The sequence below is a fragment of the Paenibacillus sp. P36 genome, from assembly GCF_045866505.1.
Taxonomy (GTDB): Bacteria; Bacillota; Bacilli; order Paenibacillales; family NBRC-103111; genus Paenibacillus_E; species Paenibacillus_E chondroitinus.
Map to the genome: position 1 here is coordinate 690,861 of NZ_AP038372.1, position 12,782 is coordinate 703,642.

Here is a 12,782-nt window from a genome sequence, read left to right on the forward strand (position 1 = left end):
AAAATACCGATGGAAGGGTACCGAGTTTTTTGTTGCTTTTATTCCAGATTGGCATGATTCCTAAACATAGTCGTACCTTGAAGTTTCTTTATCTCCATAAGGCTTAGTACGACCGTATCCAGCAGCAGCAGGAGGGTTTGTTCGAATAAGCTTCCCATAGGCTGACTGGAGCTGCCCGATGTGCTTTCTTTGGTAGAAGCGGGAATGCGTACGACCGTAGAAGATAATATACCTAAGGTTGATTCTGATACAATTGTAATGGCAGCAACCGAGGCGCCTGTGCTTTTGGCTTTGGATGCCATTGCCGTCAAGCTTTTGGTCTCGCCAGACCCTGACCCAACCAGAAGTAGGTCACCTTGGGTAATACCTGGTGTTATGGTCTCTCCTACCACATAAACACGGAGTCCCATATGCATAAGTCTCATCGCGAATGCGCGCATCATCAGCCCAGAGCGTCCTGCTCCTGCTATAAAGATCGTTTCAGCTGTTAAAATCTGATGAGCAAGCTCATCAATCTCATTTGGTTGAATACCTTGAAGCGTGCGCTCCAGTTCATGAAGAATAGAAGATACAGATTGCAGCGTACTCATTTTCATTATCCCTGTCTGATCAGTTGATGCATTTGAGCTGCAACTGCTGGTTTGTCTTCAACGCCGGTAATACCGCCGCCTACGATAACCAGATCAGGCTGTGCGTGGATGACTTCAGGCAGTGTCTGAAGTTTAATGCCGCCAGCGATTGCTGTTTTTGCCTGTTTTACGACACGCTTAATAGTAGCCAAGTCCTGAAAAGAGTTTTTACCCTCTGCTTGATGGTCGTAGCCGGAATGTACACAGATGTAGTCAACGCCAAGGTTGTCGATTTCTACTGCACGTGCAGCAATATCTTTCACATTAATCATATCAACCATAATTTTTTTGTTTTGTTTCTGAGCTTCTTCCACAGCGCCTCTAATCGTGGAATCATCGGATACACCAAGCACAGTAATGATATCAGCTCCTGCTTCGGAAGCTTTCATTACCTCATAACCGCCGGCGTCCATGATTTTGAGATCGGCAAGTACTTTAAGCGATGGGAATTCTGCTTTGATTTCTTTAACGGCGCGAAGCCCTTCGTTGATCACAACAGGAGTTCCAATTTCCACGATATCGATATAAGGTGCTACCTCTTTTATAAGTTGTTTTGCCTCAGGGATGTTGACCAAGTCGAGTGCCAGTTGAAGTTCCATATAATGAAATGTCTCCTTTAGATGAATTATTATTTTAGGGCTGAGTTCATAGTAGGACGATACCGAAATTTATGGAAGTACGCACTTTCAAGTAAGTCAGTATCCTGTAGGATACTGTAAAGCGCAAAAAAGCAGACTCCATGCGGAGTCTGCCGGTTTGTAATAGATATATGCTCGTTTATTTTTCAGTAGCTTGAAGTGGTATTAGCTCAGAATTAGAGGTTCTTCCGAGCACTTCTTCGCCATAATTTTTCCCCCAGTTGTACATCAGCTTAAGAATCGGGACGAGGCTTTCTCCATATGGAGTCAGCTTATATTCAACCTTTGGCGGGACAACCGGATATACGGTTCGCTCGACAAGCTGGTCTTCTTCCAGCTCGCGGAGCTGGTTGGTTAAAATCTTTTGCGTGATATGGGGAATGAGCCTCTGAAGCTCACTAAATCTCTTAGTACCGTCGATGCCCAGATGCCAGAGGATAATAAGTTTCCATTTGCCTCCTATTAACGCGAGAGTGAGTTCTTTCTCACAGTTAATTTGATCAATTTCAATTCTTGAACGGATATCTTTCGCCAAAGCTTAAGCACCTCCACATTCCTATAGTGTCACAATAGATTACAGGATTATGGGGCACATGTCTATGTAAGAAGATGTCGAGTATTATTCAGGAAGATCGCGGTTTGTTAGATGGACTCCGAACTGAGAAAGCAGTTGTCGCAGAGTATCCTCTGTGATGGCTGCTTTTTCTTCTAGGGCTCCGGCCATGATGAGCTTCTGGGAAAGATTTTTGCTCAGAATTTGCTCAGAACGGTGTGCTATGGTTAATGGGTATGACAAAAAAATACACAATGCGACAGAATTAATAACTGGGCCTTGTGCAAAGGATTGGGGATATCAATGAAGAAAGTGTCTGCGTTTCTTATCATGGTTGCCATGTTATTTGTTAATTGTTCTTTTGTATCTGCTGCTGTAAAAACGGGGTGGGATATAAATGCTGCTCGTGGCGTGGCGGTTGACGCAAGCGGTAAAATATACGTCGCGGATCTAGGGAATCATCGAGTTCAAATTTACAATAGTGACGAAAGTCTATATAAGACGCTTGGTGTTAAAGGAGTACTCGGTTCAGACAACAGCCACTTTAACTCGCCGAGGGCAGTTGAAGTCGAGAGGACGACAGGGGATATCTATGTCCTAGATAGTACCAATAATCGTGTACAGGTGTTTGACACTCAAGGTAACTGGTCGCGAACCATCACGCTGCCGCCAAATGCTAGCAAAACACCAATACCCGAAGCCATGACACTGGATGGCAATGGGCATCTATTCGTGTCCGATCAAAATATTAATATCGTATACCGATTCGACCTCGATGGGACGAATATGATCGTCGTTGATTCTACCGGGGTTAGTGGAAGGCCTATGGGGCTAGCCGTTGATGATTTAGGAAATCTGTACGTCTCACAATATAATTCTCAAGTTGTGTTCAAATACCAATATAACTCAGGTTCTGGTACGTACTCAAAAGTGAAAACGATTGGGGTTCTGAACGCTCCAGGTACAGACAATAGCCATTTTAATGGTCCTTGGGGTTTGTACACGGATAGTAGCAACCGACTATATGTTACAGACCAGACTAATAAACGCGTGCAAGTTTTTAATAGTGACGGCAGCTATGCGTTAACATTGTCCGATACAGGTTTTATGACTCCGCATGATGTAGCTTCAGATAGCAGTGGGAATGTATATGTGTTGGATAGAGGGGCTAATAAAGTATTTTTATTTAATTCGCAAGGCAGTTCTGGTACAGCACTTGGTCAAAACATAGTTCCGACTTTTATTGGAAGTGTCACAACCCTGACAGTCGATCAAAATTCCGGTGCTGCCGATATCTCAAGCTTATTGCACGTCAGCGACACGGATCTCGGTCAGATCGTGACATGGACAGCCAGTACTTCACCTTCCCATGGTACGCTGAGCATCATCAATGTGGCAGCTCCCAGCGGTGGTGTCGACATCGCTCCAGGCAGTCCGATTACGTATACACCGACGGTGGGATACTCCGGTACTGACAGCTTTACGGTACAGGTAAGCGATGGCGTCGGCGGAACGGTAACCCGTACCATCTCAGTGAATATAAGAGGGCAGGTTGCAACGCCGACAGCCAATCCGGCAAGCGGCGCTACAGTAGCGAACAATAGCAAGGTGACTTTGGGATCCACAACAAGCGGAGCGACGATCTATTCCACGACCGATGACACGACGCCAACGACAGGCAGCGCGAGCGGAACGAACGTAACGATCAGCGGTGAGCCGGGCGCAACCGTAACCGTCAAAGCGATAGCAGTAAAGGCAGGCAGTTTGAACAGCAGCATGGCAACTTTCACGTATACGATTCAAGCTCCTGCGCCAACAAACTTGACCGCGGAAGCAGGAGACGGCCAAGCGACGTTGAGTTGGACAGGGGTTCAGGGAGCAAATACGTATAGTCTTTATCAAGGAACGGCTAGCGGTAATTACGATACGATTCCAGTGGCAACGGTGAACGGTGCGCCTTATACGGTAATGGGATTGACGAATGGCAGCACTTATTACTATGCAGTCAAAGCTAATTACGCTGGAGGAAGCAGCGGCTACTCTAACGAAGCCTTTGCAAAGCCTAGATCAGGCGATGCGAATTTGAGCGTCCTGGCATTATCGAGAGGTACGCTGAATCCGATATTTGCACCGAATATAACGAGCTATGAAGCAGACGTAACGTACGACGTGACCAGCGTCACGGTAACGCCGACGGTATCCGATGTCGGCCATGCTGCGGTAACGGCGAGCGTCTATACCAGCAGCGGTAATCTTAAGGGAGGACCGTTTACTTTGACGAGCGGTACGGCTTCTCCGTCAATTACCTTGGACGAGGGAAGTAACGTTATTAAGGTAGTTGTGACAGCGCAAGATAGCACAACGAAGACGTATACGGTGACGGTGTCAAGGGCTTCCGCACCTGCGCCGACCAATTTAACTGCAGCAGCGGGAGACAGCCAAGCGACGTTGAGTTGGACAGGGATTCAGGGAGCAGTTACGTATAGTGTTTATCAAGGAACAGCTAGCGGTAATTACGATTCGATTCCAGTGGTTACGGTTGGCGGTGCGTCTTACACGGTAACGGGGTTGACGAATGGCAGCACTTATTACTATGCAGTCAAAGCTAATTATGCAGGAGGAAGCAGCGACTACTCCAACGAAGCCTTTGCAAAGCCTAGATCAGGTAATGCGAATTTGAGCGGCCTGGCATTATCGAGAGGTACGCTGAATCCGATATTTGCGCCGAACATAACGAGCTATGAAGCAGATGTAACGAACGACGTGACCAGCGTTACGGTAACGCCGACGGTATCCGATGCGGGCCATGCTACGGTAACGGCGAGCGTATACACAAGTAGCGGCAATCTTAAGGATGGACCGTTTACTTTGACAAGCGGTACGGCTTCTCCGTCAATTACCTTGGACGAGGGAAGTAACGTGATTAAGGTAGTTGTGACAGCGCAAGACAACACAACGAAGACGTATACGGTGACGGTGACCCGCGTTGGGAGCAGCAATGCGAACTTGAGCGGCTTGAGCCTTTCGAGCGGGGTGCTTAGTCCAGTGTTTGCATCAGGTACGACGAACTACAGTGCGACTGTGCCTAATGATGTATCAGTCACAACAGTCACCTACAATACTGCTGATAGCCATGCAACTGCGGATTTACGGCTTAATGGAGCTTCGGCTAACAATCCAGTTAATCTGACCGTGGGCTCAAATATCATTAGTCTTGTTGTTACTGCGCAGGATGGAACTACGAAAAGCTATTCAGTGACAGTTACACGTGAAGGTTCAAATAACGCAGTCTTAAGTTCGCTGAACTTAAGCGGCATTACGCTAGATCAACCGGTAACAGGAAATGTTTATGCGTATACCGCGACCGTGCCTTATGATGTTTCTGTTACTACAGCTACGTACGCAACTACGGAAAGCCATGCGACCGTTGCTTTGAGTTTAAATGGAGCACCAGTTAATAATCCGATAAGTTTACAAATGGGGTCAAATATCATTAGTTTTGCAGTGACTGCACAGGATGGAACGGTGCAAACCTATACAGTTAATGTTACACGGGAACCCCAACGGGTTGCTAATATCTCAGTGTCCAGTGCTAGTGAAACCATGTACGTCGGAGACTCTCTACAATTTAGTGCAAGTGTAACTCCTGACAATGCAACGGACAAAACAGTTAGCTGGTCGGTAGTTCCAAGTACGGGCGCGGCAACAATCAATGAGGATGGTTTGCTGGTTGCAACTCAAGTGGGTATGGTTACCGTTCAGGCAACTGCTCAGGATGGTTCCGGTATTGTAGGAAGCAAAGTTATTACGATCTCTAACAGATCTACTAGCGGCGGTAGTCATTCTGATTCTCATACAGATACTCAATCGCCACCTGCACCTGTACAGACTCCTGAACCTGTAAAGACACCGGATTCGAACCCAAATCCTGCAACAGATGTGTTTAGGTCGAATGTAGTACAAGGCGACAATAATGTTGTTAAGAACATAGAAACACGGATTCAGGAAGCTAAAAAAGACCCGACTATAGCTAATCTTTCGGACACTAAAGGACATTGGGCAGAAAAGACGATAGATATTTTCGTAAAACTACATGTGATTGATGGTTACGACGATGGTGCTTTTAAGCCGAACGGTAATATCACACGCGCTGAATTCGCAATGGTTCTGAGCCGGGTATTCGATATCAATGGCGGCGACAATACCAGCACTGTCTTGAAGGACGTTGGCAGCCACTGGGCGAAAGGCGCAATCGAGAAATTTGTAAAAGCAGGGGTAATTAGCGGCTACGAGGATGGTACGTTCCAGCCGGATAAAACGATTACTCGCGAGGAAATGGTGGTCATGTTGTCCCGCATAGTAAACCTTAACAACGTGGCGAAGGACACTTCCAAAGGCAATTTCAGTGATCTGGAGGGGGCTTATGCAACAAATGAGATCAAAGCTGAAGCTCAGGCAGGAATCATTAGTGGTAAAGCGGATGGGAAATTTGATCCCAAAAATAATGCCACACGCGCCGAAGCTTTGCAGATTATATTGAATACGCTGAAGCTCAACCCGCAATTGAAGACGTTGTTGGATTCGTTTAATTAAAAAGGAATTTCCACTCTTAAGTCCGAGAAATCGGGCTTTTTTCTTTTCCATGTATTGACAATGGGACGCAAAATTATATAATAACAATTAGATATTAACAAAATGTTATTAACAAAATAGAAACAACAGGTGATTAAGATGACGGAAATAATCATGAGAGACCGCAACGGGTTGACGGAGCGGGAATTTTTGCAAAAATATGATGCCAGTATATATGAACGTCCTTCGGTTACCGTGGATATGCTTATTTTTACTGTTTTTGATAAAGATCAGGACAACTACCGGAAGCTGCCCGAAAAGTCTTTGCAATTGTTGCTCATTAAAAGGGGCGAGCACCCTTATTTGGGTCAATGGGCACTGCCAGGAGGATTCGTATCTGTACGTGAAAGCATTGAAGAAGCCGCACAAAGAGAATTGAAAAGCGAAGCCAATATCGAGAACCTCTATATGGAGCAGCTATTTACATGGGGCGACGTGGGGCGTGACCCGAGAACGCGGGTCATCAGTTCCTCTTATATGGCGCTTGTGGACCGGACGTCTCTAGATGTTAAGGCAGGTGACGACGCAGAGGACGCGCGTTGGTTTGAAGTCAAACATCAAGTTTTTCAAGAGAAAAAAACGATTCTGGAAGATGGTTACGAGTTTGAGCGAATCATAAAAATAACGCTGAACCATGAAGCGGAGCTACTAGCCGCAACGGTGAAGATAACGACGATGATTACTGGCCGGACGAGGAGAATCAGCCGTGAAATTGTCGAGTCGCAGGGGCTTGCTTTTGATCATGCCAAGATTATTGAATACGCCGTAGAGCGGTTGCGCAATAAAATCGAATACACCGACATCGCGTTCCATCTTATGCCTCCATTATTCACGCTGTCAGAGCTTCAACAGGTTTACGAAGTCATTCTCGGAAAAGAGCTGCTTGCTGCAGCATTTCGAAGAAAGATAGCGCCTATGGTCACAGAGACGAATGAATTTACAAAAGATGCCGGGCATCGACCCTCCAAGCTATATCGTTTTAACCCCAATTGGGAGAACACTTAACCATGTGAGGACGGATTTAATATGGAAAAATTCACTTTTTTCTACCGGACGGAATCGCCATTTTCACAATGGCATCCTGCTCCTTTTCAAATAGACGGAATAACCTTTAATTGTGCAGAACAGTACATGATGTATCAAAAAGCTAAACTATTTCAAGACGAGAAAATCGCGGCAAAAATCTTATCCGCCCAAACTCCGCGTGAGCAGAAAGAGCTTGGACGAGCGGTGCGCAACTTTCAGCACGACAAATGGGAAACTTCCTGTCGACAATTCGTGTACGAGGGGAGTTACGCAAAATTTACCCAGAACCAATCACTGCTCGAAAAGCTGCTCGCAACAAAAGGCACCACACTGGTGGAAGCAAGTCCGACGGATCGCATATGGGGTGTAGGATTGCTAGAAGATGATCCCCGGATCTTGAACCGGAAAACATGAAGAGGGACTAATTGGCTGGGTGAAGTGCTTACGAATTTAAGGGAAGACTTGCTCTCTACGCTACGATGAATAAATGAAAGAAGAAAGTGAAGTGAGTACGGTGGTTAACTTCGTAATAGGGGACTTATTTCAAGCATCCGAATCCATTATTGGTCATCAAGTCAATTGTCAGGCCGTAATGGGCTCGGGTGTAGCCAAGCAAGTGAAGCAGCTCTATCCTGAGGTTTTTAGAGAGTATATTTCATTTTGTAACCAATATAAAGGGAACCTGCTGGGATCGTGCCAAATTGTCGAAGTTGGTAAGGGAACAAATAAATACGTAGCAAATTTATTCGGTCAGCAAGCTTTCGGTAGGGATGGCAGGAAATATACGAACGATGACGCTTTAAAAAATGCTCTATCCCAGTTGTACGAGTTCGCCAAGGCAAAACAATGTTCAGTAGCACTTCCCTACAAAATTGGCTGCGACCGCGGCGGTGGGGACTGGCATGTTGTTTTAGGAGTGATTAGTGATGTTTTCACGGATGTGGACATTACACTATATAAGTTGGAATAGAAGATAAGATTAAACGGAAGTTCAAATAATGGAGTGAGTTGTATTAATCTACAAAACAGTAATAGAGAAATAAGATCAAAAGTAGCGAAAGAAACGTTAGCCATTCTAGAAAGGGGCTACTACCTTAACACTGAAGGGAACACAATTACAATACAACTAGAGGTAGAGACGGCTATACGTAACTCAAAGCTTTATTCACCAAACGAATTACCTGTAATAAAGCAGGGGGCTGGATCCCGGATAAATCATCATCAGGGAATTCAAACAAAAATTGAAGTGACGGACGAATCTACTTTAGCCGCCGCCCGAAGACTTGTGGTACAGGAAGGGTTGCAGAACACCTTGTGTCTTAATTTTGCCTCTGCGAAGAATCCGGGCGGGGGGTTCCTTGGGGGAAGTCAGGCTCAGGAAGAAAGTTTGGCTCGTTCCTCTGCTCTATACCCCTGCATTTCACAAATGGATGAGATGTATACCTATAACCGAAATCTTAAGACTTTGTCTGTATTCAGATTATATGATTTATTCCCCTAGAGTTCCTGTCTTCCGAAGCGATGATTGTACACTTTTAGAGAATCCGTATTCAGTTTCCATCCTCACAGCACCGGCTGTTAATGCTGGGGTTGTCCGCGAGCGGGAACCGCAGCAAGTGAGTATGATTGAACCGGTCATGCTGGAGAGAATCCGATATATTCTTTCCGTAGCGGCGAAACATGGGGAGAAAGCCATCATTCTAGGGGCATATGGATGCGGCGTTTTTAGAAATAATCCTAGTGATGTTGCTAGAATATTTAAGCATGTGTTGATTGATGAAGGCTATCGGACGTTATTTGATCATATTGTTTTTGCGATCCTGGATAAGACTGACGAAAAGAGAGTTGTTAACCTATTCAAGCGGGAGATGAGATTCTATGAGTCTGAATAGCAAAATTAAAGGCGGTCTCTACGGAGTAGCAGTTGGCGATGCATTAGGCGGGACGACGGAATTTATGAGCAGCCGGGAAATCCAGAAGAAATACGGATATCTCACCGATATCGTCGGTGGCGGCGTTTGGGATCTCACGCCAGGAGAAGTAACGGACGATACCATGATGACTCTTTGCGTGGCGGAAGGAATACTAATTGACCCTCACGAACCCAAGCAGGCGATCGGCGAGAAGTTCCTCGAGTGGTACAGATCGGATCCCAAAGATATAGGAAATATCATTAGAAGATCTCTAAGTAACTATCAAGGTAACTGGTTTGAGGCCGCGTTCCTAGCTGACTTGGATTTAGGACAAAGTGCAGGTAACGGTTCTCTTATGCGCTGTCTCCCTGTTGGTTTGATCTACCCTAATCTTTCGGATATTGAAAGGGTATCTCGTTTGCAATCGAAAATGACCCATTACGATGAACGTTGCAATCAGGCGTGCGAGATATACAACCGAATCGTTTGGAGATTGCTGCAAGGTGAAAAGCTTACAGAGGCCATTCAAAGAGAGATCATGAACACGGAATACGAGGATATTTTAAATGGAACTCCTGATTGTGAGCCAAGTGGTTTTGTCGTCCATACATTTCGTCACGTTCTCCATTTGTTGCTGACAAGTCATTCATTCTCGGATGTTGTTGAGCGAGCGGCTAACCTGGGAGGAGATTCGGATACCATTGGGGCTATAGCAGGAGGTCTTGCTGGAGTCCACTTTGGATATGAGGGGATACCTGAGCGGTATTCGGGTGTGATTCTTATTAAGGATAGGCTTGATGTTTTGTCGGAACGGATTTTTGAGTTGCGTAATAGGTTGGTTTGAGTTGTTAAGGTAGATTTGCAGGTAGAGTGATAAGTGGATATGGAGTTTTAGCAGGTATTTATACAACAAAACCCAGCCTTTATGAGGGCTGGGTTCTTTGGTGACTGATTAATTAGAGAGAGCGGAGAACATTTCTATTTTTTTAGATCAATGATCATTTTACCGCTTTTTAATAGGTCGAGACCAAACAATTTATTAATATCATTAATCTTTTCATGATAAACACCAAAATCATTAGGTATATCCTTTAGAACTAATTAGATATTATTTAATGTGATCTATACGTCTCTGAAATGAATACTCGTCCCCGCCGATACCAAAACTTCTTACAAGGTTGTCCCATTTACAAGTTTAATAAAAATTTGTGATACGAGATCTTAGAATAGGAGTGTAGACGCAGCACCGGTATTTATCACTAAATTATCGATTTGTATAGAGATTACTTTGTAACAAAGCACTATTGATGTTTGGAGTAATGGTCAATTAAATAAATTTGCATTTCATCCATCTCTATAGAAATCACTTTTTCTAATTTCTATAGTGATTTAATCTTGACCTTATCATAAACAATAATGTTTTGTCTGCATTGTAAAAGTTCCTTTGTTGCCTCATCTAGCTCTGCAATAGCTTTAATCAAAGCAACTTTATTAACTTATAGAAAACATCTCATCGTTGACTAAAGTCCTTTATTGATTCCGAATGATTCCTAAGACCTAGGTACGTTTTATTTATCCTACAAATTAGCTAGTAATATGGTATAATTTAACTATTGTGTCAAGGAGGGGAATAACTAATGAGATTAATTAACTTCAGTGTGACAAATTATAAGGTTTTTAAGGAAATGTTTACGATTGATTTTTCTAAAGACTCAATTGCTATTTTAACAGGAAGAAATAATACAGGGAAATCAACCATTTTAGAAGCTATCAATTGCTTTTTTCAAAAAGAGACTAAGGCAAAAACTATTCCTAATGACTGCTTTTCAGAACGGGGGCAGAAGATCGTCCTAAAAGCGGTATTTGAATCTAGTGATGATAAAATCACTATTGTGAAAAAATATAAAGAAGAATCTGCACCAAGTTTTTATGATGAAAAAGACGCCGAGATTAGAAATACACACGAATTGAAAGAAAAATTGGAAGAAATATTAAGTAACAAGCCCTTTTACATAACCCCATCTATGTTACCTGATGACATCAGCGATCTAATTCAGAATATTTATTCTGAAATAATAAAAAATGATTTGCAAAAGCTTGAAAATTTTGCTGGAGATCCGGAAAAAGAAAAGGAGCTATTCGAATTAGCGGAGGAATACTCTCAAATTAGAAAGGCTTATCCAAAGTTTTTAAGAAAGATTAAGTTAAATACGGATAAAATACTGGAACAAGTTAGTAATGATGTTTCTGATAACTTACGAGTTCTATTTTCAAATGACCATTTATCCTTAAATGTGGTAGGTGGTGAAAGCGAAGGTTTTTCATCAGCGGAGATACTAAAGTCTACAAATTCGAGTGTTCATATAGACAGCAATAAACAATCTAAAATGCCTTTGGCAAATCAAGGTACTGGTTTACAACGAATGAGTCTAATATATCTTATTCAAAATATGATTGAAAAAAAGCTTTTAGGTGAGAATGAAAATAAATTGTTGCTTATTGATGAGCCAGAAGCCTTCTTGCATCCAGAAGCAGTTCGAGCATTAAGTCGTTCTCTTTATAAGATTGGCCAAAAATTGCCACTGATGATTTCGACTCATTCGCCAATACTTATAGACCTATCCGAAAGACATACCTCTATACAAGTTTTCCGTGTTGGTGAAAAAGAAGCAATCCAATTGTATAAATCCGTTAGTGAACAATTTGATAATGACGACATTAAAAATATGAAAATCTTAAACTATGTAGACTCGTATGTAAACGAATTTTTCTTTGCAAATAAAGTAGTAATTGTTGAAGGTGATACTGAGTATATTGCTTTTAAACATCTTGCTAAGTTAAAAAATTATAATGTTCACATAATTCGTGCTAGAGGTAAAGCTACAATTGTAACCTTAATGAAAGTTCTTAATCAGTTTAACTCTCATTATGATGTTTTGCATGATGTAGACAATCATGTTAAACATTCCTCTTCAACATTAAAAGCTCAACTGACAAATTGTAAAAAAATCCATAGTCTTAAAAAGAGGGATAGCATTAGAATTTTTTGTTCTATATCACACTTTGAAAATGCTATTGGCATTGGAAATGTAGCGAATGATAAAAAAACTCAAGTAATCTACCAAATATTACATGAACATGAAACGCCCAATGTGGATGAATTTCGTAATGCCAGAATACTGGTAGAAAATTTATTTGAGCAAATAATAAATCGTGGCGAAGAGATAGCCTTAGATACGGGATTTTGTAGGATAAATAATGAAAATGATTATGATGTATTATTTTCCGAGTTGATAGAGAGAAAAACTAAAGAAGAAATGGAAAAAAAGGGGGAAGAAGAGAGGGCTGTTACTTTTTGAAATTGTAAATAACCACATATGCATTTATTAGT

8 protein-coding genes and 2 pseudogenes are annotated in these 12,782 nt (G+C 42.8%); 7 read left to right on the forward strand and 3 right to left on the reverse strand.

Going from position 1 to position 12,782, the window contains the following annotated elements; translation table 11 throughout:
• Positions 1-38: 38 nt before the first annotated feature.
• The 3 genes from hxlB to ACKTT9_RS03125 all read right to left on the reverse strand — a co-directional run bounded on the left by hxlB (position 39) and on the right by ACKTT9_RS03125 (position 1,802).
• Positions 39-590, reverse strand: a complete 552-nt coding sequence (hxlB, locus tag ACKTT9_RS03115) for a 6-phospho-3-hexuloisomerase (protein WP_407870459.1) — start codon at positions 588-590, stop codon at positions 39-41.
• A gap of 5 nt (positions 591-595) precedes the next feature.
• Positions 596-1,228 carry a 3-hexulose-6-phosphate synthase gene (hxlA, locus tag ACKTT9_RS03120; protein ID WP_407870460.1) on the reverse strand — a complete coding sequence of 211 codons (633 nt, stop codon included), beginning with the start codon at positions 1,226-1,228 and terminating at the stop codon, positions 596-598.
• Positions 1,229-1,406: 178 nt separating this feature from the next.
• Positions 1,407-1,802, reverse strand: a complete 396-nt coding sequence (locus ACKTT9_RS03125; RefSeq protein WP_127455617.1) for a helix-turn-helix domain-containing protein — start codon at positions 1,800-1,802, stop codon at positions 1,407-1,409.
• 321 nt (positions 1,803-2,123) lie between these two features.
• Here ACKTT9_RS03125 and ACKTT9_RS03130 point away from each other — a divergent pair, with 321 nt between their 5' ends.
• The 7 genes and pseudogenes from ACKTT9_RS03130 (at position 2,124) to ACKTT9_RS03160 (ending at position 12,750) form a co-directional block, all read left to right on the forward strand.
• On the forward strand, positions 2,124-6,413 hold the full coding sequence (locus ACKTT9_RS03130) for a cadherin-like beta sandwich domain-containing protein (protein WP_407870461.1): 4,290 nt from the start codon (positions 2,124-2,126) through the stop codon (positions 6,411-6,413).
• A 138-nt stretch (positions 6,414-6,551) separates the two neighbouring features.
• Positions 6,552-7,457, forward strand: a complete 906-nt coding sequence (locus ACKTT9_RS03135) for an NUDIX hydrolase (protein WP_407870462.1) — start codon at positions 6,552-6,554, stop codon at positions 7,455-7,457.
• Positions 7,458-7,478: 21 nt separating this feature from the next.
• Positions 7,479-7,889, forward strand: a pseudogene (locus ACKTT9_RS03140) (NADAR family protein); the annotation flags it as partial.
• A 94-nt stretch (positions 7,890-7,983) separates the two neighbouring features.
• Positions 7,984-8,448, forward strand: a complete 465-nt coding sequence (locus tag ACKTT9_RS03145) for a macro domain-containing protein (RefSeq protein WP_407870463.1) — start codon at positions 7,984-7,986, stop codon at positions 8,446-8,448.
• 42 nt (positions 8,449-8,490) lie between these two features.
• A pseudogene (locus ACKTT9_RS03150) lies at positions 8,491-9,370 on the forward strand (TIGR02452 family protein).
• Complete coding sequence (locus ACKTT9_RS03155) at positions 9,357-10,235, forward strand: ADP-ribosylglycohydrolase family protein (RefSeq protein ID WP_407870464.1); 879 nt, start codon at positions 9,357-9,359, stop codon at positions 10,233-10,235. The pseudogene ACKTT9_RS03150 and the gene ACKTT9_RS03155 overlap by 14 nt, the downstream one beginning before the upstream one ends.
• Before the next feature lie 793 nt (positions 10,236-11,028).
• Positions 11,029-12,750, forward strand: coding sequence for an ATP-dependent nuclease (locus ACKTT9_RS03160; protein WP_407870465.1), 1,722 nt, complete (start codon positions 11,029-11,031; stop codon positions 12,748-12,750).
• Positions 12,751-12,782: the final 32 nt, after the last annotated feature.